Origin of the sequence: Microcoleus sp. B13-B6 (assembly GCF_036705405.1) — a bacterium.
Lineage (GTDB): Bacteria > Cyanobacteriota > Cyanobacteriia > Cyanobacteriales > Microcoleaceae > Microcoleus.
Genome location: NZ_JAUBUJ010000113.1, coordinates 1 through 26,378, shown reverse-complemented (window position 1 = coordinate 26,378; position 26,378 = coordinate 1). Strand labels below are relative to the sequence as shown.

Here is a 26,378-nt window from a genome sequence, read left to right as displayed (position 1 = left end):
CTTTTTGGACGGGCGGGACGCCCATCCCACAATAACAATTAAAATTGTAAGTTATTTAATTCGCGCTCCTAAGAGGGTATCGAATCACGAACTAGACTGGGAACAGCACCGCCGACGTACCTCGCGGGATTTTTCGCCAAAAACAAAGCCCCCTCCAAGGAGGGGGCAAAACTGATGCGAGAGGTTTGGGAGTTTTATTTGATGGGTCGATCGAACAACCCGAAAAAAAAGCAGCATTCGCACCTGCCGTCAACTACCAAAACTCAAATTTTCAGTGTCAAAGTTTAGTAGCGTCCGCGTGAAGAGCGATCTTTGTCGCCCCAGCCGCCGCCACCCGATGAGCGTTTGTTGTCTTCGCGAGGTTTGGCTTTGTTGACTTTCAAGTCACGGCCCATCCACTCAGCACCGTCTAAAGCTGCGATGGCGGCTGCTTCTTCTGCCTCGCTTGCCATTTCCACAAAAGCAAAACCCCGCATCCTGCCTGTTTCCCGGTCCATTGGCACTTGGACGCGGCTTACAGTACCGTACTCGGCAAATACATCGTTGAGGTCCTCTTGTGTTACATCATATGAAAGATTACCCACGTAAATCGACATAAAATCTCCAGAATCATTAGGGTGCAGAGACTTAGATTCGGAGAGACGCTTGTAAATAAACACCAACAAACTACGCAACCGAATTTAATTCTTGGAAAACCACTATAACATGAAGCCAGCAGAATCAGCAATTGGCTGTCATAGATTTTCAATTTTCGGTGCCGAGCGGGCAATCGGCAACAGAAAGTATTGGTGATAACTGACATCTTACACTCTTGGCGTCATCCACTTGGTTTCTTGCTGCGCGATCGACCTGGTATCTGAGATTTTTCGTCGCTGTTACCAGGTTGATTGGGTCTGATTGAGAACAGTGCCTGAGATTCAGTTATAACTGACATCAGGCACTGTTATCCCTGGGCAAGCCTCCTGCCCGTTCCACCAGAGATAATTTTTTTTAGCCCAGGATTAATCTTCCGAGTCAATCTCCCCTCTTCCATCTCCCGTCTCCCATCGCATCCGATTTAGCGCCAGAGAATGCCGGTTCCCAAATAATTATCAAAAGAGTTATTAGTCATATCTACGCGCATTTTCTACATATATAGCAATCCTAAATAATTATGCAAATAATTTAGGATTGCTATAGTTTATTGCATCAGTCAGTAAGAAAATCATAATTTTTGATATAAAATTCCCATTCTATGCGTTTTTTAAGGCTTTCTGTAATTTCTCTATTTGCTCTTTCTCTGAGTTGATTCTATGCAGGCATTTTTACACTAATTACATGAAGTTGGTTTTCGGTTATACCGTCTTTAAATGCCTAACAGCTTATGTCCTGGGAAAGATGCGATCGCACTCCTACCTCCCTAGCATTGTAAAAGTTGAAAGCCCACAGTCCACAAAAATTGTCTGGTACAGAGAGAAGCAAGGCTAGACAAACGAGTGTGAAGCAGTTACAGAGGATTTTAGATGGTTATAAACAGTTCGTTGACCCGGCCCTTGGCTGTCGTGACGGGTGCCTCTAACGGTATCGGCTACGAACTCGCCAAACAGTTCGCTCAAAACGGATTCGATCTCCTAGTCACCGCCACCGGAGCGAGCATTAAAGAAGCGGCTCAAGCCTTTGAGGGGCTCGGTGCCAAAGTCGAGACAGTGCAGGCAGACCTCGCTACCTACGACGGTGTTGAGACGCTCTACAACCAGATAAAAGCGACTAATCGGCCAGTGGATGCGATCGCAATTAATGCCGGTGTCGGCGTCGGTGGCGACTTTGCCCGCGAGACAGACTTAAAGGACGAACTAAATCTAATTAACCTCAACGTTGTCTCGTCTGTGCATTTGGCTAAACGGGTAGTTAAGGATATGGTCGATCGGGGCGAGGGACGGATTCTATTCACTTCCTCCATTGCCGCCCTAATGCCGGGGCCATTCGAGGCAGTCTATGCAGCATCCAAAGCCTTCATCCACTCGTTTTCCGAAGGACTCCGCAATGAGTTAAAAGATACAGGTGTAACTGTCACCTCGCTCATGCCCGGCCCAACCGATACTAACTTCTTCCATCGGGCGGGAATGGACGACACCAAGGCGGGCGCAGACAAGAAAGATGATCCAGCCGAGGTTGCCAAACAGGGATTTGAAGCCTTGATGGCCGGTAAGGACAACATCATTGCAGGTTCACTCAAGACAAAGATTCTGGCCAGCGCGAGCAAAGTTTTACCTGATACCGTCACTGCCGAACTGCACAGTAAACTTACTGAACCGGGCTCTGCTAACCAATAATTTCCGCCCGTTTTACTATTCTTATGTGCAGATTTAAAGAAAGTAAATATCGCAGATAATAGCAAAATTGCAGCCGATAAAAGTGTGTTTACTTCTCCCAGTAGTGGCGATTTAGCAGAGTTTTCTCAGGCGTTCATCGATGGCATTATGCAGCATCGGGCTTGGATGCGAACTGAGGAATAAATGGTTCCCGCCTAAGTAATTTAGTACAGGACAATTATGCGAATTCATCATCTCAATTGTGGCTGTATGTGTCCCATTGGAGGGGCGCTTTTCGATGGCTTTAGTCGCGGTCTGACGGCTCACCTCGTCTGCCACTGTTTGCTCATTGAAACGAATCAGGGACTGGTTCTGATTGATACCGGCTTCGGATTGCGGGATATCAAGTCCCCTTACTCCCGGCTCAGCCCGTTTTTCGTCCATTTTAATAACATCCAGTTCGATCGCAAGTACACAGCAATCCATCAAATTGAACAGCTCGGATTTTCACCAAGCGATGTGCGCCATATTGTGCTAACCCACCTCGATTTCGATCATGCCGGTGGTCTAGAGGATTTCCCGGAAGCAACGGTACATGTCATGCAGGCTGAAATCGATGCCGCACACGATCGGCACGGTTTCATCACAAAAAGGCGCTATCGTCCGGGGCAGTGGGATGAAGTCAAACGCTGGAAATACTATTCGGCGGGTGGCGAACCTTGGTTTGGTTTTGAAGCAGTCCGTGACCTCGACGGATTGCCACCGGAGATTTTGCTAATCCCGTTGGTGGGGCACACGCGCGGTCATGCTGGCATTGCCATTGATACACCCGATGGCTGGCTTCTGCACGCAGGTGATGCCTATTTCTACCGACACGAGATGGATGCCGCTAACCGACGCTGCACGCCCGGTCTGCGCGCGTACCAATGGATGATGGAGGTCGATCGCAAGGCTAGGTTGCTCAATCAAGGTCGGCTGCACGAATTATCGGTGCAGCATAGTAAAGATGTGCGCGTGTTTTGCAGTCACGATGCTATTGAGTTAAAAGCCTTCGCTGGCGGGTATAGGAGTTCTTAAAACTAGAAATTTCATCCTTAGTTCGGAATTGCTTTTGCCCGATCGCGAATTGACAAATAACCTAAATTCAGCCAAAACCTTCTTCGATCGATCGTTACCCGGTAAACCTCCGCTATCCACTGCAACCATAAGCATTGATGCAGTCAACGGCGTCAGTATCGGCATCTCGGTCGAAGACCGCGCCCGCAACATCCAAGTAGCCATCCACCCGGACACCAAACCTCAAGACTTGCGCCGTCTCGGTCACATTTTCCCCTGCGGGCGATCGGACTCATCACCATGTGCCAGTTGCGTAAGTCCTGTGTAACTTTTTATGTTGAAAAAGGATTGAGATTAGGATTAGGCTAATCTTTTCCAGGAATAACAAGTTTTTGACTTACAACCGCAGATAAACACAAATGACCGCAGAGGGATATAGGCTTTGGGAGCATTCTTAAAAAATTCTCTAAATCAAACCCCACTCTTTTTCACCACTACTTCCACCTTTTCCGTCGTCCATTCCTCACTCGCATCAATCACAACCGTAATCTTCCGCTTAGGATTTTCTTCATCCACAACCGCCGCCAATAATTGTTCTAAGGCATTCTTAGGTTCTGGATGCTCAACCCCTTTCCGAGATTGGTCTAATGCTGGTAATTCCAAAAAATTAAAATTTGTTGCATCCACCGTAGCAAACACTTTAATGATAAATACTCCTTCCTGATAATTTTCTGGCAGTTCTAGTTTAATGCTAGTTCCTTTGTCTTGTCCGGGATCTACAGACTCATCACCAATACCTTTAGGATAGAATTTGACAATACTTAAATCGGGCTGGAATATCAAAGCCGAAATATTTAAAATTCGCTTAGATCCATTATGAATTCGCACGAAAAACTTTTCGGATTCTTCCAATACAGGAACATGAACTTCTGTATTAAAAGGTATAAATTCCCGCTTTTGTGATTTACCTAATTCAACCTTAAGTTTGCCATTTAAGGTGGTAGCAAAGGCATCCTCATTATCTAGCTCCAAAATAGTCTCATATCTGGCAACATGGATTAACCGATCGATAAGCCTTTTTGTGGCTTCAGGTTCATCAATTTTTATCGGAAAAAGAACATTTTTGATGGGTTCTTTATTGTCATCTAAAATCCAATACTCCCCTTCTGAATTCAGTGAAACAAAATAATCTACATTCTCATCTTTTTCATCTTCCGAACAAAACTCTATCCAGCCATGACCTTCAACTCCTGTTTTCACCCATTCTATTTCCATAGAAATTGATGCAATATTAACACCTGGAAATTGTGGTGACGTGTCAGGTAAGAGAAGGCGAACTTTGCGAATTTGTTTCAATCCTGGCGATACATAAACAGCAGGAGAACCAATTTCAAACATTCCTCTATCAATCATTCCTTGATATAATTTAGGATTGATGGCTCTAATACTGTCTATTTTTGTTACTTCTGCCCAACAATCGGATGCTCCAACTTCTACAACTTTAACCCTTGCAATTCGGTTTTCCTCATCCTTAAAATCCCTGGTTCTGAATTTAAAAATCTCGAATTCTGCTCCTTCTTTAATACTGCTAGCTTCACCGATTTGCAATTTAACTTGGTTTTTGGGAATATCTACTTGCATCACTGGCACAGTGCGAACAGTGCGAGTTACGGGTACACTACGCATAGGGGATGCGCCAGAGGTGAAGGAGACAGACTGACCCCCAAAAAAAGTGCGATCAGTCTCTCCCATCAACATTGGGGTTTGTCGTACAAATTCATTGTTAACTTGACTAGAAATTTTATTAAATAGCTCCTCTACAGAAATTTCTGTTCCCTCTTCCCGCAAAGCTTTTAATAAAAAATAAGTCAAAGCACCGTTGCGTTCGGTTCCTTCAAAAACCTTTTCATAAGCAAATTCATGATCCCGACAAGCAGCGATTAAGGTATAACCTTTGGGTTCGGGTAACAAACCATTAACAACCGTAATATTGCGGCTATTTTCTGTTGAAGTTTGCCAATTTTGGGCTAATTCCTGAAGCGATGCGACTAAACTATCCGTAGGTCGAGGAGTGGTATCAATAAACCCTTCCCCGCGAATCCGGTCATCTCCGCTCATTTCTCTCGTTGCACCACCGGAATGACAGCTATCGAGTACGAGGGTGACAACTAACTCTTTTTCCACCATTGCTTCGAGGAGTTTAGCAAATTCTATATCGCGCAAATAGCGGGAATTTGGTTGACCGATATCTGTAGGAACTAAGGCTTCATCTAATGCACCAAAACCTTTGAGGCTTTCAAAAATAGTTTTCGCCCGTCCCCCGTGACCAGAGTAGTGAATATATACTTGGTCTTGGGGTTGGGCTTTGGCTGTTAGTTCCTTGAATTTGGCAACAATATTTTCATACGTGGGTAAAAGTTCCGGGGCTTCTTGGGGTTGGTTGGGATTGTCGGAAGCTGTAGCGGTGAGTTTAATGATTTGGTCGGAGGTGAGATTGAAGGTGTCTTTTAAATAAGTTTCGACGTGGTTAATATCTGGAACGCATCCTCGCAAGTTTTTGTAGTAGTTACCTTCTGGTAAACGATGGGGGAAGTAGAAATTGATGCCGATGAGGAGGGCGTAGAAGTTGGGGGTTTGGTTTGTCATGGTTGTTGGGGGGTAAGGTTTGATAGTTATGTAGCGTTGAAGTGGGGGTTTTATGTAATACAGCTTAGTGTACTGCATTACAACGGGAACCGCTGTAACATAGCAGAAGTAAAACCTATCTAACTATTGGATGGGTTCTGACACCAAATGCCCTACTAAACTCTAAATATAGAAAAAGAGATTTTGATGAAATATTAAAATATTATTTTTTTGCCATGTTATGTGTTATACTGCCCTAGAGTCGGGAGCTAAGTCTTAATCTTAAAGTGCTTAAGGAAAATTTGAGTATGTCTAAGAATACTAATATTTCCGAGAATCAAGAACCAAACCCGCGTGAAATTATAATTGTTTTAAAGCCACTTTTTGAAGAGTTTAACCAAGTCCTTCAAAAATATGGGTTGAAAGATGTTAAAGTGGTTAATTTTACTACCATTGTTTCATCAAAGGTAGTTAGAGAAGCAACAGAGTCATCGAAAACTATCTGGGAAGAATATAATGAGATATTGAGAAAAACAGGTTTTAGTGATGTCTATAAAGATTTAGAGATAATTGATTGTACTATAGCTGCTAGATCACTTATTAGACAACCACAATATGCTTTTCCTCCATCTATTTCAGATGATAGAAAAGAGGAAATTCTTTCATTTCTGAAAGACCAGCTTACTTTCTTGACATGTAAATGTCGAGATATAAAAAATAAGTGCATACGATGTCCTCATGGAACTCATTGATCAAAACACTGATTAAGTAGCCATCCTAAACTGCCTACAGTAGGACGCAGTTTAAGATGACTACTTTCTTTGACCAAAACCCCGAATGTACTGCTGACAAGTTTTCTTAGCGGCTTGCGTCGAATAGTTCTTAGGCTGAATGAAGATAAAATGTTTCTGCAATTGCTTACAGGCTATTTCAAGCGGAAGTTGCCAGGAAACCAACCAAGAAACTGGCCATAAACTAATTGTATTTTCACTACCGCTAACAATCCACTTACCATCAGGACTGAAAGCAACCGAATTGACCGATGCTTTGTATACTTTGAGAGGTTGTCCAATCGGATGACCTGTATTAGCATCCCACAGGCGAATGGTCTTATCCAGGCTTCCACTAATAATCCATTTACTATTTGAACTGAAAGCTAGGGAAGTAATTGTATCTTGATGTCCTTTTAGAGGTTGTCCACTCGGCTGACCGCTAGTAATGTCCCACAAGTGAATTGTATTATCACTACCACCGCTGGCAATACGCTTGCCATTACGACTAAAGGCAACCGAATAGACCTCACTTAAATGTTCTTTTAGAGGTTTCCCAATGGGCTGACCTGTGGTGGCATCCCATAAGCGAATGGTCTTATCCTCACTACCACTGGCAACACGCTTGCCATCAGGACTAAAGGCAACAGACCAGACAGCTTTCTGATGTCCCTTTAGGGATTGCCCAATGGGCTGACCTGTAGTGGCATTCCACAAGCGAATAGTGTTATCCTCACTACCACTGACAACACGTTTGCCATCAGGACTAAAAGCTACTGACAAAACTGCTTTTTGATGTCCCATTAGGGGTTTTCCAATCGGCTGACCTGTAGTGGCATCCCACAAGCGAATGGTCTTATCGTCACTACCACTGGCAATACGCTTACCATCAGGACTAAAGGCAACCGAATAGATATTCTCTAAATGTCCTTTTAGCGGTTTTCCAAGTGGCTGACGTGTAGTGGTATCCCACAGGCCAATCATACCGTCCTGGTGTCCGCTGGCAACCCGCTTGCTATTAGGGCTGAAAGCCACTGAATTAACCACTTCCTTAGATTCCCAAACGATCTGACTCATGGTGACATCCCATAGGCGGATCGTCTTATCAGGACTACTACTAACTACTTGCTTGCCATCAGGACTGAAAGCTACAGAATAGACAGCTTCCTGATGTCCTGTTAGGGGTTTTCCCATAGGCTGACCTGTAGCATCCCAGAGGCGGATCGTCTTATCGTCACTACCACTGACAATGCGCTTGCCATCAGGACTGAAAGCTACAGAATAAACAGCTTCCTGATGTCCTGTTAGGGGTTGTCCAATAGGCTGACCTGTGGCATTCCAGAGGCGAATCATCTTATCGTCACTACCACTGACAATGCGCTTGCCATCAGGACTGAAAGCTACAGAATAAACAGCTTCCTGATGTCCTGTTAGGGGTTGTCCAATAGGCTGACCTGTGGCATTCCAGAGGCGAATCATCTTATCGTCACTACCACTGACAATGCGCTTGCCATCAGGACTGAAAGCTACTGAAATCACCCCAGCTTTATGTCCCTCTAGAGGTTTTCCAAGTGGTTGACCTGTAGTGACATTCCAGAGGCGAATCGTCTTGTCCCAACTCCCACTGGCAATGCGCTTACCATCAGGACTGAAAGCTACTGAACTGATCGATTCTTCATGTCCCTCTAGGGGTTTTCCAACTGGCTGACCTATAGTAGCATCCCACAGGCGAATCGTCTTGTCACTACTACCACTGACGATCAACTTTCCGTTAGGACTGATAGCTACCGAAGTCACCCCTGCTTTATGTCCCTTTAGGGGTTGTCCAAGTGGCTGACCTGTAGTGGCATCCCACAGGCGAATTGTCTTGTCCCAACTCCCACTGGCAATGCGCTTACCATCAGGACTGATAGCTATCGAAGTCACCCCACTTTTATATTGCAAGCGATTGAATTCCCGGTTAACTAAAATCGCATCTAGTAAACTGTCACGAGCAGAATTATCCATAAATTGGGGAAATTGAACAAAGGTTGACTTACCTAAACCAACAGCAGCAATAGCATTGACAAGTGCCTCAACAGGCTGATTTGCAGCTAGCAAAGCTTTAGAAGTTGCTGCGAGTTGTTCCACTTGCTGACGTTGGGCTTGTTGAAGCTGATAGAGGGCAAATCCAGCCAACATCATTGCTAGAGATGAAAAGCCACTTAGCCCGATAATTTGCAGTCGCCGTCCGCGTTCCCGTTCCTGTCTCTCTCTATCCGTTTCTTTAACGCTAACCTGAATAAAATTTCGTTCTTCCTGCGTCATTTCATCTGCACGTTGACGCAACCACTCTTCCGCTACAGTCAACCGCGCACCCCGCAACAACCCTTCAGCATCATGGTTGTTATTTTTCCACTCTCGTAATGCCACCTTCAGCCGTTCTTGCCAAGTCCGAAACTGACGGTTCGCATTGATCCACTCGCGCAGCGTTCCCCATTCCCGAATCAGCGCTTCATGCACCACCTCTACGGTATCTTCCTGTTCTTGCCGTCCCGTCACCACCAAACGTGCTGGATATCCCGCTAAATAACTGACCAAATTCCAGTTATCTTCCCCCACTTCCGCACGGGTAGCAATGCGCCTGGTATCCTCCGTTCCTTCCCCCGGACGCACTAATTGCACAAAGATACGTTGTGCCTGTTTTTTCTCGGTTTCGCTCAGTTGTTGGTAAACTTGTTCGGCATGATTGGCAATGGCTTTTTTCACCCCGCCAATTTCTTCGTAAGCTTGGTGAGTTAACTCTCGGTTGATTTGCTTTTCCCACAAGCGAGTTAAAGCAAATTCTAATAATGGCAAGTTACCCGGTTCTTGCCCCACATCATCGAGAATGCGTTGAGTTAATTGCGGTTCTAACTCTACTTCTAATTTTTGAGCAGGTAATTCAATAGCTGCCTGTAATTCTTCCCGCTTCATGGAACTGAGTAACTGCGGGGTATACTCTTGCAAAGCATCGCGCAACGGACGATAAGAAAGTACGTAACCGTAAAAATCAGCCCGTAACGTCAAAACTAATGTGATATTTTCTTGAGCAATCGCCGTTAGTAACCCATCCGCAAACCTTTCCTGTTCTTCCTTTACCTGACAAAGGGTGTACAGTTCCTCAAATTGGTCGGCAACTAACAACAACCGTTTACCTGGATTGCGCTCTAAAATTCTAGCAACCACCTGCGGCAAAGTGATTCTACCGTTTCGTAAATCACCTGCTAGCCCCATTGTTTCCCGCAGTTGTTGAGTTTCACCGGCTTCGGGTTCTAATTGCCGCACCAAGGCAAAAGCTAACGGTTCAAAGGGTTCTTTTCCCGGACGGAAAATTTCAATTAACCAATTTCCCTCTGTTCGCAATTTGGGAATTAATCCCGCAAATACCACAGAAGACTTACCACTTCCACTTGGCCCAACCACCGGCACTAATGGTTGTTTGTGCGTTACTTCCACTAAATTATCCACAAATTTTTCTTGCCCAAAAAAGAAGTCTGCATCTTCTTCTCCAAAGGCAGCTAATCCTTGGTAAGGGTTAGGCGGAATAACTTCTTCAAAATTAATTGCAATATCATCAATCGCCGAATTAGGTATTTTTTTTGTCTTGAGAACAGGAATTTCGTTTTCCCGAAAGCTCATCATCTGAGAACGACCTAACTCGTAGGCTTCTTCCACCGCATACTCAGCAGCAATAGCATCATAAAACGCTACCGCAAAGGCGACGGCTGCTTTATCTCCCACGGCTCTATTCATGCCAACTACATAATTAACGTATTGGCTAATTGCATCAGCTTGTACTTCCGAATAACAAGCATTGAGAATTACGCACTCAACCCCTTTTTTGGCAAACAATTTAAACATACTGGCGAGGGCATTTGTCTGCACTAGCGCCATTTTTCCCGTATCATCTTCTAGGACAATTCCATCTTCTCCCGCACCATGTCCGCAAAAGTGAACAATATTCGGTTGATAATCTAAGATAGCCCGGTAAAAGTCACGGGAACGCACGGCCCATTTTTGTTCTAATTTATACAGTTCTCGTTTATTTGCTCGTCGTAATCCTTCGTCAATTTCCCGGATTTCTTGATCCAATCGCAACGGAGCCGTATTTTTGGGATTAGCTGCCAGAATCAGAATTGTTTTGACCGGAGCATTGTTATTCATAAGACACAGGAATGATAGGATAATTTGTCAACAAGCTAGACGGCTTTCCTGAGTTTTAGGTGATAATAAAAATAAAACTTCCCGTGGTACAGCCCGGAAAGCCTGCGTGAGCGAGACTACCGTTTCCACCACAAATCCAGAATAGCTCTTTATCCAAATTAAATGTATACTTATCAGGATTTTTTACCTACCAGAGAAACTTTTCATTGCGGGGTGAAAAGAACTTGCTGCCCGCAACTCCCGCGCCGTAGTTCCAGACAACTTCTTGAATCAGATAAAAAGGCACTTTGTCCCAAAGCAGGTAAGAAATCGGAATTGCTTTAGCCCGATCGCGAATTGACAAATAACCTAAATTCAGCCAAAATGCTCATCGATCGTTACCCGGTAAACCTCCGCTATCCACTGCTCGCACCAGTTTAAATACTCATCTAACCCAAGGATTTTTCCTACTCTTTGCCGATGTTATAAGGCCCGCTGGTAACGGTTAAATCTACAAATTGATCTGGCAGCAGCTTCAATGCTTCCAAACAATCCAGGTTGTAAATTAGGCAATTAGGAGCTTGGAAGTACGGTTTACCTAAAAGCTTCGCGATCTCAGTCAAGCTCATGAAATATTGGGGAGAGATTTTGTTGACAAGATGCAATAATTATAGTAAGTGACTTTAGAAATATTGTCAAACTCATCTGGATTCGGCGATCGCCCTGTCGGAAACAAAAGGTTACAATCACAAATAGATTCTATTTCCATAACATTACTGTTTATAGCGTCAATTACCCACCATCAAGCGGAGTACCGCTATGATGGGGGCTTGTATCTGAAGTCCACCGCAACTCCGAAAACCTTTGCAGGGTTTCAGCTTTAGTTTCACCCTTCGACACATTAGGGGATACTGACAAGCTCCCCGTACTCATCCAATCTTGTCGGAGTAGCAACGTTCTTAATGCAATATTTCTGCTTCCCACCAAATCAGCGTGCAATTCATGTCCGCAACATTCGCAACAAAATAGCAACCCTTTATTGGGTCGATTAGCCTTCGATGTGTGACCGCATTTTGGGCAACTTTGCGAAGTGTAATGAGCCGAAACTTTTGTAGCCAATGAGCCATTTAAATTAGCTTTATAGTCAATATAGCCGTGTAATTCGGCAAAAGACCATTTAGCCTTATTCCGATTAGCTCTTCGCTGTTTCTTGCTAGCCCTCTTACCCGACTTGGACTTAGTTCTATCCCGAATTCCGGTTAAGTTCTCCAGTCCAATCAAACTATTAGGCTTGGCTATTTGCTTGCTGATTTGGTGGTTAACATCAGCGATAAACCGTCTTTCTTTTCCAGACAAAGCGATTAATCTCCGCTTTGCCGAACGAGTGCCTTTACGCTGAAGAGTTTGCCTTGCTTTGTGATAGCGGTTAGCTTTGTGTCTGGCAGATTTACCCGAGTAAAACTTGGAGTTGTTTTGCAAATCTGTTTCTACTGCCAAATACCTCTGCCCGACATCAACGCCAGAGACTCTAGTTATTTGAGTAGGCTCAATCTCAGGAGTATCAATTTCTAGACTTACCATCAAGTAGTAAGTTTTAGAAGAACGCTGATAAACAATCTTAGCTGCACCAATTTTTTTGCAATTAGCAATCAATTGTAGATGCTTTTTGTAACCATCATAAGTAACAACCACTCGACCATTTAGAGTGTTAATACTTACTCTCTGCTCGGTTTTAAATGAGTAGTCCCGCTGATAGTTCAAGGTGCAAGTTCGAGAAACATACTTAGGAGCTTTGTCTAGCCCTTTGTAGCGCTTTTTGGTGTATCCTTTGGCGATAGCATCTGCACTGTGTTTTACTTTTGTCCACAGGGTTTTGTAAGTTGCCGATACTTGCCTTGGCACGTTACACGCCATTTGCGCTCCCAGTCCAAAGTTTGTCCGTAACTCGCTGTAGACTGCTTTTTGTAATTTAGCCCCATTACTGGATTTGCCTGCATCAAAAGCAACTTGCGAAGTGTAGTTCAAAGCATCACGGTAAGCCAATGCAGTCTGAGACACCAAGATTTTTTGCTCGGCATTCAAATTTAGCTTTAGCTTGGCGGTGATTAATTGAGGCATTTTTTTCAACAAACTCTCTTCTTAGAGTATCTCGTGAAAACCATTGTGTCAACGGAATCAAGAATTTGCGATGCCTTGAGCGTAGTCGAAAGATTAGTTCCTCGCCCGTCCCTAACCCTCCCATCTAAAGATATTGTTTGGGTTGGGGACGGGACTAATCACTCACGCGCATTCCTCCCGCCAGTAACATAAAGCTATAGTGGGGGAATCCTGCTTGTCTAGTTGAACTTCTCAGTGTCCAATAACAACACCTCAACTCAATCCTTTCAATTTGACTCAATTGACAGCGCCCTGGCAGACCTCAAAGCAGGTCGCCCTCTGGTAGTAGTCGATGACGAAAATCGCGAAAACGAAGGCGATGTGATTTGTGCTGCCCAATTCGCCACCCCCGACAACATCAATTTCATGGCCGTGAACGCGCGGGGTTTGATTTGTCTGGCATTGAGTGGCGAAAGGCTCGATCGCCTGGAACTGCCCCTCATGGTCAGCAAAAACACCGACAACAACCAAACTGCCTTCACCGTCAGCATCGATGCAGTCAACGGCGTCAGTACCGGTATCTCCGCCGAAGACCGGGCGCGCACCATCCAAGTAGCCATCCACCCGGACACCAAACCTCAAGACTTGCGCCGTCCCGGTCACATTTTCCCCCTGCGGGCGATCGATGGTGGCGTGCTCAAACGCGCCGGTCACACCGAGGCCTCCGTTGACCTCGCCAGACTCGCGGGCCTGTATCCTGCCGGCGTCATCTGCGAAATTCAAAACCCCGACGGTTCGATGGCGAGGTTGCCCGAATTAATCGAGTACGCCAAAACCCACAACCTTAAAATAATCAGTATTGCTGACTTAATTAGCTACCGACTCAAGCACGATCGATTCGTCCGCCGCGAAACCGTCGCCAAATTGCCCACTCAATTCGGCGAGTTTATGATTTACGCCTACCGCGACACCCAAGACAATTCAGAACACGTTGCTATTGTCAAGGGCGACCCGGCAGAATTTAAAGACAAACCAGTGATGGTGCGGGTGCATTCCGAATGCCTGACCGGCGATGCTTTGGGTTCCCTGCGCTGCGACTGCCGGATGCAACTGCAAGCGGCACTGAAAATGATCGAAAATGTCGGTGCTGGCGTCATCGTTTACTTGCGCCAAGAAGGTCGGGGCATTGGATTGGTAAATAAACTAAAAGCTTACTCGCTGCAAGATTTGGGATTCGATACAGTCGAAGCCAACGAACGGTTGGGATTTCCCGCCGACTTGCGGAACTACGGCGTCGGAGCGCAAATGCTCAATGATTTGGGAGTTAAAAAAATTCGGTTGATTACCAACAACCCGCGCAAAATAGCAGGTTTGAAAGGTTACGGCATTGAAGTAGCCGATCGCGTCCCTTTACTAATTGAAGCCACAGATTACAACTCGATCTATCTGGCAACAAAAGCCGAAAAACTCGGTCATATGCTACTGCAAACTTATTTAGTAACAGTGGCGATTCAGTGGAACGAAAAAGCAGAAGGAAAAGAGGAAGATTCTGCCATTCAAAATCGGTACGAACACCTCGAAAAACTGCGGCATTTGGCGGCTAACCAGCACTTGCTGCTGCAAGAAGAAGCGCGGCCGGTGGGCATAGCCCTTTTCGGAGAAGGCTCCCTCATCGTTCACCTGGGCTTCGATCAAGCCGGACTCGCAGCCCCCGACTGGTACTTGGATGTAAACCATCCTTACGTCAAGGCGATCGGCCAAATTTTGGGTGAAATCAGCACTGAGCCGAATTTGCAAACATTAGAATTCATGGTTTCCTCCGGTGGAGATCCGCTCAAAACCCTGCAAGTCCAGCTCGATCGCGAGACATTCCTGTTGTCGGAATTAACCGGAATTTGCGATCGGCTCGAACCTCAAAAAATCTACAGTTTTGCTCCTCTTCCCTGAAGGCAGAAGGTAGAAGCCAACCCCCCCTACCCCAGCAGGGGGGAAGGCAGAAGCCAAGAAAAACTGTGAATTTCTGAACAATACTTGTTGATACCAGCATCTTCCTTTCGTCAGAAAGCAGCCACCAATAACAACAGTGAATAACAATGTTGATTGCCGTCTAATATTATGTCCGGTCGATTACCAGAAATCAGGTAGGGGCGGGATCACCAACAATATCTGCCAATAATTGACAATCTCAAAAACCCGCCCGGCCGAGATATTATGGTCAATCGATCGGACATGATATAACAAGTCGATGTAGCGACACTTGATAGAGAACCGTCGATGCACATTTATATTCTTAAGCAGTATTAATAGTCATTAAATCATTCAAGAGGCTTTTTAATTAATGTTAATTTTTTTAGACATTGATGGTGTACTTATTCCTGACAGAAGAGATGAAACATCGAGTTTGCCAGCAGATATAATGAAATTTAATTCAGGTTGTCTTAATCACTTTGAAAATGTCCTTCGTTCCTATCCTGATGCGCGAGTAGTAATTTCATCTTCCTGGCGGGAAATATTCCCCTTCGAGGTAATCCCGCCATTGTTTTCACCAGATATCGCTATCCGTATTATCGGATTCACCCCTTTTCTCAACCCCAAAAATATTCATCAAAACAAATATTTACGACACCAGGAAGTTCTTGAGTATCTTCGACAAAATCAAGCAGAAAACTCACCTTGGGTAGCCATTGACGATATTCCAGAACACTACCCGCCAGATGCGCCTGTTGTGGCTATTGATGATTACAATGGTTTTGACCAGAACTCAGCAAAGGTAATTTCAGAATATCTAACTGGATTTCAAAGGTTAGGAAAAAAGTATCGGAATAGAGAGGGTGAATTTGACATGGAAGTCAACAACCCGGCACCGATGTCGCTACGCGACCCGCAAGCTACGGATTACCGATACGGTGCGGGCTTGAAAAAGCCGCGTTGACCAGTCTAAGTGTGTTTAATCACTACGTTTAAGGTAAGCGTTCAAGTACCTACCAGAAAATGCGTGCTAGTTTTCTGCTCTAGAACTTAAAAGTTAAACAGGCGTAAGGGTTAAGCCAGTGCTTTTAAGATAGTTACCGACCTTAAACATTGACGAAGCAAACATTACCCCGCAAGGGAGGACTTAAATGTCTAATTTTGTTTTTGTACTTGATACCCAAAAAAGACCGCTCAATCCAATCCGCCCAGGAATGGCTCGTAAATGGCTGACCAATGGCAAAGCTGCTGTTTTCAGGAGGTATCCATTCACAATAATTCTCAAAGTAGAGGTGAAAGTACCGCAAGAATCAATCACTCTTAAATTAGACCCTGGCTCCAAAACCAGCGGAGTTGCATTAGTGCAAGGAGAGAAAGTAATCTTTGGTGCAGAACTGACTCACCGAGGTCAAACTATCAAAGCCAGTCTGGAATCTCGCCGTTCATTGCGTAGAGGTAGGAGAAAGCGCCATACCCGCTACCGAAAAGCTAGATTTTTAAACAGAACTCGCCCGAAAGGGTCGCTGGCTCCAAGCTTACAACATCGTGTCGAAACAACCCTAACATGGGTAACTAGATTGATGAAGCTTGCGCCAATTTCTTCTGTTGTTCAAGAACTTGTGCGGTTCGACCTCCAGCAAATAGAAAACCCGGAAATTAGCGGAGTGGAGTACCAGCAAGGTGTTTTATGTGGCTACGAGATCCGCGAATATTTGCTGAACAAATGGGATAGAACGTGCGCTTACTGTGGCGTTAGCAATACACCATTACAAGTCGAGCATATTCATCCTAAAGCTAAGGGGGGTTCTAATCGCATTTCTAATCTTTGCCTTGCTTGTGAAAAATGCAATATAAAGAAAGGGACTCAAAATATTGAGCAGTTTCTCTCGAAAAAACCCGAGGTCTTGAAACGGATTCTGTCTCAAGCAAAAGGTCCTTTGAAAGATGCAACAGCGGTTAATTCTACTCGTTGGGCGTTATTTAACCGACTCTGTATGACTGGCTTACCAGTTTCTACTGGCAGTGGCGGTTTAACAAAGTTCAATCGCACTCGATTAAATTTAGCTAAAACTCATTGGCTAGATGCAGCCTGTGTTGGGAACATTGAATCTTTGAAAATTTTAACAAACAAGCCGTTGTTAATTAAAGCGACTGGACATGGGACACGCCAAATGTGTCGTACCGACAAATTCGGATTTCCATCTCGCTATGTTCCCAGGTTTAAGTTTGTCAAAGGTTTTCAAACTGGAGATATCGTCAAAGCAGTCGTCACCTCTGGCAAGAAAATTGGTACATACGTTGGACGTGTTGCCGTAAGAACGAGTGGCTCATTCAATATTTCCGCCTCAGAGTTGGTGTCAGGAATTAGCCACAAATATTGTTCAATTATTCACAGAAAGGATGGTTATTCGTATGCAGCATAAACCTTGCCCACCTTTTCCTCTCGCCACTGACCTGGGCACAGGTACAGTGGGAGTCTCCAAGGGGGAAGACAGATGAACGTTGGTGACTTTCTGCACCGACTAGATCTCAGGGGACAAGCACTTAAAGGCACCAACCTTGGCGGTGCGGAACTCCGGGGAGCCAACCTCCGAGGCACGGATCTCCGAGAAACCAACCTCAGCGGCGCTATGCTCAGGTATGCAGACCTGATGGAAGCCGACCTCAGCGGCGCTAATCTCAGCGGGGCGGATTTAGCTGAATCATTTCTTAATTTAGCTAACCTCACTAGAGCTGATTTGACTGGTGCTGTCCTCCGAGAAGCTAATCTGGTAGGAGCCGAATTCACGGGCGCCAACCTCAAACAAGCAAGTTTGATCAAGGCTAATTTAGTTGGAGCAAATCTCCACGAAGCCAACTTAACCAGAGCCAACCTTAGCGGGGCCGATTTGCGCGGTTCTCAGTTGAGCGGCGCTATTTTAGACAAGGCCGTATACAACAACCGGACTATCTTTCCCGAAGATATTGATCCGGGTGCAATGGGAGCATTTTTGCTAGCTCCCAATGCTTCGCTCCCTGGCTTAAATCTGGCTATGGTAGATTTGACCGAAGCGGATTTAAAAGGAGCCGATTTGCGGCGGACAAACTTATACAAAGCTATTTTATTTGGCGCCAAACTCGATCGGGCAAACTTAGCAGGAGCCAACCTCAGCGCAGCGGACTTGAGGGAAGCCAGTTTGAGCGGCACGATTTTGGAGAAAGCTGTTTACAGCAACAAGACTTTGTTTTCAGAAGGCATTGACCCCAGTCTGGGCGGAGCTTATTTAATTGCTCCCAATGTATCGCTGCAAGGGGTAAATTTAACCGGAGCAGACTTAAACGGGTCAGATTTAAGCGGAGCTAATTTGAGCGCTTCTAACTTAACTTCGGTCAATCTCAAAAATGTAGACCTCAGCAGAGCTAGCTTAAAAAAAGCTTACCTCAAAGGTGCAAACTTGGAGGGAACTGATTTAAGACGAGCCGATTTAAGCGGCGCAATTTTACACCAAGTAAACTTGAGTTCTGCTGACCTTCGGGGTGTAGACTTAACAAGGGCTGACCTCAGCGGCGCTAATTTAAGGGATGCCGATTTGAGGGAGACAGATTTCACCGGAGCTACTTTGCTGTTCGCGAACTTGAGCGGGGCCGACTTGAGAGGTGTAGACTTGACAAAAGCTGACCTCAGCGGCGCTAAGTTAAACGAAGCCGATCTCCGAAAAGCAGATTTGATGAGAGTAAATTTGGAGGGAGCAGATTTAACTGAGGCCGATTTGAGCGATGCTCATTTATTCCGAGTTAATCTCAGAGGTGCTAACCTGAAAGGTACTAACCTCAAAGGCGCAAGTTTAAAAGGGGTATTTTTGACTGACGCTTATTTGAGCGAAACGGATTTGACCGATATAGATCTGAGTCCGAGTTTTTTTGAATTGCCGCTAGAATCGGAATGGTAATTAGTCATTTGGCAGTTGGCAGTTGGCAGTTGACAGTTGACAGCGGCCAGTTGACATTTGACAGGAAAGCAGTCATTTATCTGAACAATCTAAAATCTAAAATCTATCTGAACAATCGAAAATCTAAAATCTAAAATCTAAAATGGATCGACCGTTAGGCTCTGTTATTCAAGGTTCCCTGAGCAAGGGATTAGAAGTGCGACTGCACGCCGATGTTTCGGTGGAAGATATGAGGGTGGGGAAATTTCTAGTAGTGCGGGGGGTACGATCGCACTTTTTCTGTATGCTCACCGACGTGTCTCTCGGAACTTCTAGCGCCCGCATTTTATCGAATCCTCCCAATCCCGACGACGATTTTCTGCTCGCAGTGCTAGCCGGTAGCAGCACCTACGGTACGATCGAACTGTCGCCGATGTTGATGTTGACTGCTGAACGAGAAAAACAGCAGGCAATTTTCGACCCGAGGAAAAACGGCGGAGTTCGCGAGAATAAGCTGGCGTTAGGAAATTTGGCTTCTTTTGAGTCACAAACCGGTGCGGATATTGAATTGCTGCCGGTCAAAACTATTCCCAGCCACTTTTCCCAGGTGTTTGATGCCAAAGAAACCGATTTTCGGGCAGTTTTTGGCTGGGAAGATGACCCGTACCGCCGCAATTTTGCGATCGGCAAACCGATTGACATGGACGTTGCTGTGTGCTTGGATTTAGACCGGTTTGTGGAACGCAGCAACGGAGTTTTTGGCAAGTCGGGAACGGGAAAATCTTTTCTGACGCGCTTGCTCTTGTCGGGAATTATTCGCAAGCAGGCTGCTGTCAACCTAATTTTTGATATGCACTCGGAGTACGGGTGGGAAGCTGTTTCGGAAGGGAAACAGTTCAGCACTGTTAAAGGTTTGCGGCAGTTGTTTCCCGATAAAATTCAGATTTATACCCTCGATCCAGAATCGACAAAACGCCGGGGAGTCCGCGACGCTCAAGAATTATTTTTGAGTTTCGATGAAATAGAAGTGGAAGACATCGCGCTGGTACAACGCGAGTTAAATTTGTCGGAAGCTAGTATCGAAAATGCAATAATTTTGCGAAACGAGTTGGGCAGCAGTTGGATCAATAAGTTGCTGGAAATGAGCAATGAAGATATTTCAATGTTTTGCGAAGAGAAGCGGGGAAATAAATCTTCGATTATGGCTTTGCAGCGAAAATTAGAGCGTTTAAACGATTTGAAATACATTCGGAAACGCTGTCCGAAAAATTATGTGAGTGAAGTTTTGCAGTGTTTGGATGGGGGAAAAAATGTAGTAATTGAGTTCGGTTCGCACTCGGATTTGCTGTCCTATATGTTAGCAGCAAACGTAATTACTCGCCGCATTCACGGATCTTACGTGCGGAAAGCTGAGAAGTTTTTGCAGAGCAAAAATCCGTGCGATCGCCCGCAGCCGTTGGTGATTACCATTGAGGAAGCTCACCGCTTTCTCGATCCGGCGATCGTGCGATCGACTATTTTCGGTACGATCGCCAGAGAAATGCGAAAATACTTTGTCACCCTGCTGATTGTAGACCAGCGTCCCTCCGGCATCGACGGCGAAGTCATGTCGCAAGTCGGAACGCGGATCACAGCTTTGCTAAACGACGATAAAGACATCGATGCTATTTTTACCGGCGTTTCGGGAGGGCAGAGTTTGCGTTCAGTTTTGGCAAAACTCGACTCCAAACAGCAAGCATTAGTTTTGGGGCACGCCGTACCGATGCCCGTCGTCGTGCAAACTCGCGCCTATGACGAGCAATTCTACAGAGAAATTGGGGATATTGACTGGCAAGAAATGCCGGATGAACAAGTATTTGCAGAAGCTGAAGCTGCTAAAATGGATCTGGGGTTTTAGTTGGGATTGGCGATCGGAAAATATCGAGACATTCACCGCAACTTCCTCACGCTCGAATGACTGTAATTATTCTTCCCATACTCGTCGTATGAATTTCAGTATTCAACCGTTCTTCTAATTCCGGTGCATTATCTCTGCGATCGAATATCACCAACCAACCCGAATCTTGTCCCAATCGAGCCAAATATCCATCTAACTGCTCTAAACCTTTACTCAACGGATCGACTTTCCGAGTCCGCCAAACCTTCAGTTCAATTCCCAATGTCACCTCACCGTAGCGCAAGCATAAATCCATTCTGTCGCGCCCGATCGCATATTCCCTCTCCAAAGTTCCGCCACCATTAATCACCCGATGCAGAAACGCCATCAGCACCAAATGCGGGGCAATTTCGGGGTAAGACGCGCTTTTGAGTAACGGTTCGCCATGTTGCAGCCAAAATGCGAGAAAAGTTTTGAGTAACGCTTGCGTGTCTAATTTTCCGACCTCAGTCAACCAACTCGGTGCAATTTGCGGCAGAGAAGCCATTGGCGTTACGGTGAGGACGCGGGGCAACACTTCTCGGTAAATTGGGTTGGCGATCGTCAATCCACCCTGAACATCCATCTTACACAAACCCAAATCGATTAAAAATTGAATATCATCATTGGGAATATTACCAAGTTCCAAACCAGCCAACATCGGCTCGATAATTGCTTTGACTCGGTTTTCTCTAAGCCGTTCTGCTAAACTATCTAAATGCGTATCTTGTCGTTTGATGAGAATTTCTTTAGCTGTTAAAATATGTTCGGGCGTAATTTCTCTAGATTCATCTGTCACTAATTCTTCGACGATTTCCTTAGCTAAAGCATTCACCAACCAAGGTTGTCCCTGAGTCAGTTCAAACGCTAAGGCTACGGCTTCAGGTGTAAAAACTTGTCCGGTATCTTGGGTATGTTGCGCGTAGAGTTCGGCGACTTCTCCTGCATTAAAATCTCTGAGAGTAATCGATCGCACTTTAATATTAAACGGACTGGATGTGTTGAGTCGATCGCTCCCACCCACAGCCACTTTGTAATCGCGGACATCCCGCAAACCGATTAAGCCAACCGATTGCGGAAACGCTTTCGGGCGAGAGGGATAACCATTGCGTAACTGACGCAAAACTGACAGCAATACTTCATTTTGGAGCGAATCAATTTCATCAATGAAGATTGCTAAAGGGCGAGGTGAAGTTTGAGCCCATTGTCGCAGTGTTTCTTCAATTCCTTGTCCTACCTCCATCTCTTGCTGGGCGGGCGGCTGGAGTTCCGGTGGCAGATAGACTCGCGCCTCACTTCGCCAAGAACTTAAGATTGCTGCTTGGGCTCTTTGCGGATCGTCATTAAAGGGCGAACCCAATTCTACCGAAACCACGATCGAAGTGTAGCGCCCGCTATCGACCAGTTGCTTGGCTAAAGCCAGCATCGCCGTGGTTTTACCAATTTGTCGGGGTGCGTGGATGACGAAATAGTTTTCCTGGGCAATCAGTCGCTCTAAATTCGGGAGGCGACGCGTTGCTGGTAACATATAGTGGATGTCGGCGCGGCACGGGCCTGCGGTATTGAAGTGGCGCGGCATAGGTCAACTGGGGCGAATGGGGCTGCTCTGAGTTTACTGTACTGGAGAATTAGCTTAACTGGGCGCTTAAATAGCGGATATTGAGTAGTGAATTTTTCAGTCGTTTTGCAGAATAAGTTCATGTTGCAACCGGTTGGAAATAATAATTAATCAGTCGCTTGCACCATCAGCTATTTAGGAAAAATGAAGCCCGCGAAGCAGGTATGGTAGCCGTGAAAAACAGGTAAAATAGGTAACAACCCCTCATCCCCTCATCCCTCACCCCTAACCCCCCAACCCTCTCATCTATAAATTTTGGATCGAGTTAAGTATTGTTAAGTAGCTCGGACTCATTATATTGAACTTAAAAAGCGGCACAGCCAGTTGTTTTATGGCTTTAAGTAGCTCTATTTATTCTTATTCTCACCCATTCTCCCCTTCTCTCATTCTTCCCCTCTCCCACTCACCCATTCTCTTTTTCTCGCCCTACTCCTCTCCCCAACCAAGAAACGATGAGCGATGCACAGCCACTACTACGGCGATCGGGTTCGGTTATCTCGCATCGCAGCATCTAGCCAGCGCCCAAATTTCAAGCGATGATGGAACAGAGAGCAAAACACAGCCCTCGAATTGCATGAGTCTGCATGAGTATTGTGAAGTTGAGTTGCAGTTAAAACTAGCAGGGAATTGAAAACCTTAAGGAAAAATGTAGAATCTTGACCTTAAGACAGAGGTTTTTACTCTTTACGATCCTCAAAATTGGGAATAATATTGAGAAAACTAAACTCTTGCTCCACTTCGCCTTGAACTAGCCGTTAAAGCTAGCGAACTACCGAAAATCGACGGCGATTACTGGAAATCAAGCACAAAAGTAATCCCAAACAAAAAGCTTCTACCGATCGTCACCGATAAACAAGAGGGGAAACATCCCCTTTGTCGCAGTCTTTATCCCACTTGCAAAAGTGGGACAGGGTATCACCAACTTTTTATCTGTTGTTACAAGGAGTGCAATACTCACCCATGTCCACCACAACCCCCAAAAACAAAACAGTGAAAGCCGATCGCATGGGCAGCCGGCCATACTCCTCAACGGATACGGTTCGTGCCTATCTGCACGAGATCGGTCGCGTACCCCTGCTAACCCGAGAAGAAGAAATTGTTTTCGGGAAGCAAGTGCAGCAAATGATGAAATTAATCGAAGCAAAACAAGCACTTGCTAAAGAATGGCAGCGGGATCTGACGGATCAAGAGTGGGCTGCCGAAATGGAGTTGACCGAACCTGAACTTAGCCGCATCTTACACATAGGGCGGCGGGCTAAGCAAAAGATGATTGAAGCGAATTTGCGGCTAGTAGTGGCGATCGCCAAAAAATACCAGAAACGCAATATGGAATTCTTGGATTTAATTCAAGAAGGTACTCTTGGTTTAGAACGAGGAGTCGAAAAATTTGACCCGATGCGGGGATACAAATTTTCTACCTATGCCTACTGGTGGATTCGGCAAGCAATTACCCGCGCGATCGCCCAACACGCCCGCACAATTCGATTGCCAATTCACATCACCGAAAAACTCAACAAAATCAAAAAAGTGCAGCGGGAACTCACGCAGCAGTTGGGCAGGTCTCCCTCCCCTGGCGAAATTGCCACCGCCCTCGAACTGCACCCTTCCCAGATTCGGGAATACCTGCTGATGGCAAGACATCCAGTTTCTTTGGACTTGCGGGTAGGAGACAACCAAGATACCGAACTCCAAGAACTCTTAGAAGACGAAACGGCATCTCCAGAAAACTACATTACCTCGGAATTGCTGCGGCAAGACCTCGATACTTTGATATCAGAACTTACCCCCCAGCAGCGAGATGTAATAATTCTGCGCTTCGGTTTGGAAGACGGCACCGAAATGTCTCTGGCGAAAGTCGGAGAACGGTTAAATCTCAGCCGGGAACGGGTGCGGCAGCTAGAACATCAAGCCCTCGCCCACCTGCGCCGCCGCCAATCTCAAGTCCGAGAATACTTGGCTAGTTAATACTAAAAAAGTTGAGATTTTCCCCAAAATCTCAACTTTTTTTTCGTGTTGGCGCTGCTGGGAAGGATACTTTTATACCAGTTAAAAAAAAGAAGGGAAATGTAGGCCCGTGATCCAAACCCTTATGGAATAGGTCACGCCAAATTATTCAATTCTTTAATCTAAAATCTCAAATCTAAAATGGTATTATTTGACGGGTCGATCGCCAGATCGGGGCGGACGCAAAATTGGTCAAAACTAATCTTAGATTTAAGTTCAGCCATCGGGCGGGCGATCGTTCCTTCAAGTTAATAGCCAACATTAAGCCAAATACCCGGTTTATCTACGATCTTTGTGAAAATGGTACAAGAGGCGCTTGGAACCAGCTATTTTAAATTTTGGGGTCTGGAGTGGTTTTGACTTATTTGATATTGACAGGAAGTTTAGAAGCGATCGCGATCGTGCTTGCTCTCTCGCCCGGTAACTTCAGCATCGCATTCCCCGCACGGCGGGCACACGACTCGGACATCAAATCCGGCGTTTTAAGCTCGCAATCCCCGCCAAATCCTCCGCCAGATACAGCTAGCACAGGTTTAGCCGATGGCATTTACCTCTACGGTCAGTCGAGCAAGCCAGAGGAAATTAAACAGGAATATTTTGTATTTGAAATGCGGCAGAGTAAGGTAGTCGGCGCTTTTTACCTGCCTCGGTCTGCTTTTTACTGTTTTTACGGCACGGGCGATCGAACTCAGTTAAATTTAACAGTAGTGGACACTTACGACGGCAGTCGCTCTCCCTACTCCGTAAACCTGCAACAGTATTACCCAATTTCCATCATCAGCGACAACGATCATCGCATCTTGGGTCTTTGCACGGAATCTCACAAAGAGCAAGTGTGGGAAAAGTAGGAAACACGCGCTGCGCCACCAGTCAATAGATTTTAGATTTTAGATTTTAGATTTTAGATTTTAGAATTGAAGAAAGCAACCCCACTGATACATCGGGCGCCCCCGGACCAAATTGCTTTCGGTCAGGGTTCAGGAAACAGTAGTAAAATTGCTCCTGAGTTGAGAATTTCGGACGGACACCACACACGTCAATCACCCGACACCGATGTCGCTACGCGACCCGCAAGCTACGGAGTACCGATACGGTGTGGGCTTGAAAAAGCCGAGTTGACCAGTCTAAGTGGTTCGCCCACTACGTTTAAGGTAAGCGTTCAAGTACCTACCAGAAAATGCGTGCTAGTTTTCTGCTCTAGAATTCAAAAGTTAAACAGGTGTAAGGGTTAAGCCAGTGCTTTTGAAATAGTTACCGACCTTAAACATTGACGAAGCAAACATTACCCAGAAATGGAGGACATTTAATGTCTAATTTTGTTTTTGTACGTGATACTCAAAAACGACCGCTCAATCCAATCCGCCCAGGATTGGCTCGCAAAGTGCTAACCACTGGCAAAGCTGCTGTTTTCAGGAGGTATCCATTCACGATAATTCTCAAAGTAGAGGTAACAGTACCCCAAAAACCAATCACTCTTAAATTAGATCCTGGCTCCAAAACCACGGGAATCGCATTAGTCCAAGGAGAAAACGTAATCTTTGGCGCAGAACTAACCCACAGGGGGCAAGCTATCAAAGCCAGTCTGGAGTCGCGCCGTTCATTGCGTAGAGGCAGAAGAAATCGCCATACCCGCTACCGAAAAGCTAGATTTTTAAATAGAACTCGCCCGAAAGAGTGGCTGACTCCAAGCTTACAACATCGTGTCGAAACAACCCTAACATGGGTAACTAGATTGATAAAGGTTGCGCCAATTTCTTCTGTTGTTCAAGAACTTGTCCGGTTCGACCTCCAGCAAATAGAAAACCCGGAAATTAGCGGATTGGAGTATCAGCAAGGTGTTTTATGTGGCTACGAGATCCGCGAATATTTACTCAATAAATGGGATAGAAAGTGCGCGTATTGTGGAGTTGTTGATACACCTCTACAAGTAGAGCACATTCATCCCAAAGCCAAGGGCGGATC

General features: G+C 45.5%; 19 protein-coding genes and 1 pseudogene. 12 read left to right on the top strand and 8 right to left on the bottom strand.

Going from position 1 to position 26,378, the window contains the following annotated elements:
• Nucleotides 1-284: 284 nt before the first annotated feature.
• Nucleotides 285-596, bottom strand: a complete 312-nt coding sequence (locus QUB35_RS33285; protein WP_333146387.1) for an RNA-binding protein — start codon at nt 594-596, stop codon at nt 285-287.
• A gap of 945 nt (nt 597-1,541) precedes the next feature.
• Here QUB35_RS33285 and QUB35_RS33280 point away from each other — a divergent pair.
• Complete coding sequence (locus QUB35_RS33280; RefSeq protein ID WP_333146385.1) at nt 1,542-2,312, top strand: SDR family NAD(P)-dependent oxidoreductase; 771 nt, start codon at nt 1,542-1,544, stop codon at nt 2,310-2,312.
• 111 nt (nt 2,313-2,423) lie between these two features.
• On the opposite strand, the gene QUB35_RS33275 is transcribed toward QUB35_RS33280, so the two are convergent.
• A complete protein-coding gene (locus QUB35_RS33275; protein WP_333146391.1) occupies nt 2,424-2,735 on the bottom strand; it encodes a hypothetical protein in 312 nt (103 codons plus the stop codon).
• Between QUB35_RS33275 and QUB35_RS33270 the strand changes: the two genes are divergently transcribed.
• On the top strand, nt 2,634-3,368 hold the full coding sequence (locus QUB35_RS33270) for an MBL fold metallo-hydrolase (RefSeq protein ID WP_333146389.1): 735 nt from the start codon (nt 2,634-2,636) through the stop codon (nt 3,366-3,368). The genes QUB35_RS33275 and QUB35_RS33270 overlap by 102 nt on opposite strands.
• A gap of 124 nt (nt 3,369-3,492) precedes the next feature.
• A pseudogene (locus QUB35_RS39315) lies at nt 3,493-3,624 on the top strand (3,4-dihydroxy-2-butanone-4-phosphate synthase); the annotation flags it as partial.
• 194 nt (nt 3,625-3,818) lie between these two features.
• Here the strand turns inward: QUB35_RS39315 and QUB35_RS33260 are convergent.
• On the bottom strand, nt 3,819-5,993 hold the full coding sequence (locus tag QUB35_RS33260) for a caspase family protein (protein ID WP_333146381.1): 2,175 nt from the start codon (nt 5,991-5,993) through the stop codon (nt 3,819-3,821).
• Between the two features lie 287 nt (nt 5,994-6,280).
• Between QUB35_RS33260 and QUB35_RS33255 the strand changes: the two genes are divergently transcribed.
• Complete coding sequence (locus QUB35_RS33255; protein WP_333146379.1) at nt 6,281-6,724, top strand: hypothetical protein; 444 nt, start codon at nt 6,281-6,283, stop codon at nt 6,722-6,724.
• Between the two features lie 60 nt (nt 6,725-6,784).
• Here QUB35_RS33255 and QUB35_RS33250 read toward each other — a convergent pair whose 3' ends face one another.
• The 4 genes from QUB35_RS33250 to QUB35_RS33235 all read right to left on the bottom strand — a co-directional run bounded on the left by QUB35_RS33250 (nt 6,785) and on the right by QUB35_RS33235 (nt 13,024).
• Nucleotides 6,785-10,927: a WD40 repeat domain-containing protein gene (locus QUB35_RS33250; protein WP_333146377.1), complete on the bottom strand. Its 4,143-nt coding sequence runs from the start codon at nt 10,925-10,927 to the stop codon at nt 6,785-6,787.
• 187 nt (nt 10,928-11,114) lie between these two features.
• Nucleotides 11,115-11,270, bottom strand: coding sequence for a hypothetical protein (locus tag QUB35_RS33245; RefSeq protein WP_333146375.1), 156 nt, complete (start codon nt 11,268-11,270; stop codon nt 11,115-11,117).
• A 103-nt stretch (nt 11,271-11,373) separates the two neighbouring features.
• The gene (locus QUB35_RS33240) at nt 11,374-11,535 is read right to left on the bottom strand and encodes a hypothetical protein (RefSeq protein WP_333146373.1); all 162 of its coding nucleotides are present in this window, start codon (nt 11,533-11,535) and stop codon (nt 11,374-11,376) included.
• A gap of 163 nt (nt 11,536-11,698) precedes the next feature.
• Nucleotides 11,699-13,024: a transposase gene (locus QUB35_RS33235; protein WP_333146371.1), complete on the bottom strand. Its 1,326-nt coding sequence runs from the start codon at nt 13,022-13,024 to the stop codon at nt 11,699-11,701.
• Between the two features lie 234 nt (nt 13,025-13,258).
• Between QUB35_RS33235 and ribBA the strand changes: the two genes are divergently transcribed.
• The 5 genes from ribBA (at nt 13,259) to QUB35_RS33210 (ending at nt 20,776) form a co-directional block, all read left to right on the top strand.
• A complete protein-coding gene (ribBA, locus tag QUB35_RS33230) occupies nt 13,259-14,950 on the top strand; it encodes a bifunctional 3,4-dihydroxy-2-butanone-4-phosphate synthase/GTP cyclohydrolase II (protein ID WP_333146370.1) in 1,692 nt (563 codons plus the stop codon).
• A gap of 391 nt (nt 14,951-15,341) precedes the next feature.
• Nucleotides 15,342-15,935: an HAD domain-containing protein gene (locus tag QUB35_RS33225; RefSeq protein ID WP_333146368.1), complete on the top strand. Its 594-nt coding sequence runs from the start codon at nt 15,342-15,344 to the stop codon at nt 15,933-15,935.
• Nucleotides 15,936-16,122: 187 nt separating this feature from the next.
• Nucleotides 16,123-17,394 (top strand): RNA-guided endonuclease IscB, encoded by a 1,272-nt coding sequence (gene iscB, locus QUB35_RS33220; protein WP_333146366.1) that lies wholly within the window; start codon nt 16,123-16,125, stop codon nt 17,392-17,394.
• Between the two features lie 72 nt (nt 17,395-17,466).
• Nucleotides 17,467-18,900, top strand: coding sequence for a pentapeptide repeat-containing protein (locus QUB35_RS33215; RefSeq protein WP_333146364.1), 1,434 nt, complete (start codon nt 17,467-17,469; stop codon nt 18,898-18,900).
• A 142-nt stretch (nt 18,901-19,042) separates the two neighbouring features.
• On the top strand, nt 19,043-20,776 hold the full coding sequence (locus QUB35_RS33210; RefSeq protein WP_333146362.1) for an ATP-binding protein: 1,734 nt from the start codon (nt 19,043-19,045) through the stop codon (nt 20,774-20,776).
• Nucleotides 20,777-20,822: 46 nt separating this feature from the next.
• Here QUB35_RS33210 and QUB35_RS33205 read toward each other — a convergent pair whose 3' ends face one another.
• On the bottom strand, nt 20,823-22,373 hold the full coding sequence (locus tag QUB35_RS33205) for an ATP-binding protein (RefSeq protein ID WP_333146359.1): 1,551 nt from the start codon (nt 22,371-22,373) through the stop codon (nt 20,823-20,825).
• A gap of 999 nt (nt 22,374-23,372) precedes the next feature.
• Between QUB35_RS33205 and QUB35_RS33200 the strand changes: the two genes are divergently transcribed.
• The 3 genes from QUB35_RS33200 to iscB (QUB35_RS33190) all read left to right on the top strand — a co-directional run.
• Nucleotides 23,373-24,377 (top strand): RNA polymerase sigma factor, RpoD/SigA family, encoded by a 1,005-nt coding sequence (locus QUB35_RS33200; protein WP_333146357.1) that lies wholly within the window; start codon nt 23,373-23,375, stop codon nt 24,375-24,377.
• A gap of 389 nt (nt 24,378-24,766) precedes the next feature.
• Nucleotides 24,767-25,264: a hypothetical protein gene (locus QUB35_RS33195; protein WP_333146355.1), complete on the top strand. Its 498-nt coding sequence runs from the start codon at nt 24,767-24,769 to the stop codon at nt 25,262-25,264.
• 458 nt (nt 25,265-25,722) lie between these two features.
• Nucleotides 25,723-26,378, top strand: a 656-nt coding sequence (iscB, locus tag QUB35_RS33190) for an RNA-guided endonuclease IscB (RefSeq protein ID WP_333146352.1), incomplete at its 3' end; no start/stop codon positions are given.

Excerpts from the sequence above, each read along its gene's own strand:
- QUB35_RS33275 (WP_333146391.1), bottom strand. The coding sequence starts at position 2,735 with ATGGACGAAAAACGGGCTGAGCCGGGAGTAAGGGGACTTGATATCCCG.
- QUB35_RS33200 (WP_333146357.1), top strand. The coding sequence starts at position 23,373 with ATGTCCACCACAACCCCCAAAAACAAAACAGTGAAAGCCGATCGCATG.
- QUB35_RS33240 (WP_333146373.1), bottom strand. The coding sequence starts at position 11,535 with ATGAGCTTGACTGAGATCGCGAAGCTTTTAGGTAAACCGTACTTCCAA.
- QUB35_RS33250 (WP_333146377.1), bottom strand. The coding sequence starts at position 10,927 with ATGAATAACAATGCTCCGGTCAAAACAATTCTGATTCTGGCAGCTAAT.
- QUB35_RS33235 (WP_333146371.1), bottom strand. The coding sequence starts at position 13,024 with ATGCCTCAATTAATCACCGCCAAGCTAAAGCTAAATTTGAATGCCGAG.
- QUB35_RS33285 (WP_333146387.1), bottom strand. The coding sequence starts at position 596 with ATGTCGATTTACGTGGGTAATCTTTCATATGATGTAACACAAGAGGAC.
- QUB35_RS33260 (WP_333146381.1), bottom strand. The coding sequence starts at position 5,993 with ATGACAAACCAAACCCCCAACTTCTACGCCCTCCTCATCGGCATCAAT.
- iscB (WP_333146366.1), top strand. The coding sequence starts at position 16,123 with ATGTCTAATTTTGTTTTTGTACTTGATACCCAAAAAAGACCGCTCAAT.
- QUB35_RS33210 (WP_333146362.1), top strand. The coding sequence starts at position 19,043 with ATGGATCGACCGTTAGGCTCTGTTATTCAAGGTTCCCTGAGCAAGGGA.
- QUB35_RS33215 (WP_333146364.1), top strand. The coding sequence starts at position 17,467 with ATGAACGTTGGTGACTTTCTGCACCGACTAGATCTCAGGGGACAAGCA.
- QUB35_RS33205 (WP_333146359.1), bottom strand. The coding sequence starts at position 22,373 with ATGCCGCGCCACTTCAATACCGCAGGCCCGTGCCGCGCCGACATCCAC.
- QUB35_RS33225 (WP_333146368.1), top strand. The coding sequence starts at position 15,342 with ATGTTAATTTTTTTAGACATTGATGGTGTACTTATTCCTGACAGAAGA.
- QUB35_RS33255 (WP_333146379.1), top strand. The coding sequence starts at position 6,281 with ATGTCTAAGAATACTAATATTTCCGAGAATCAAGAACCAAACCCGCGT.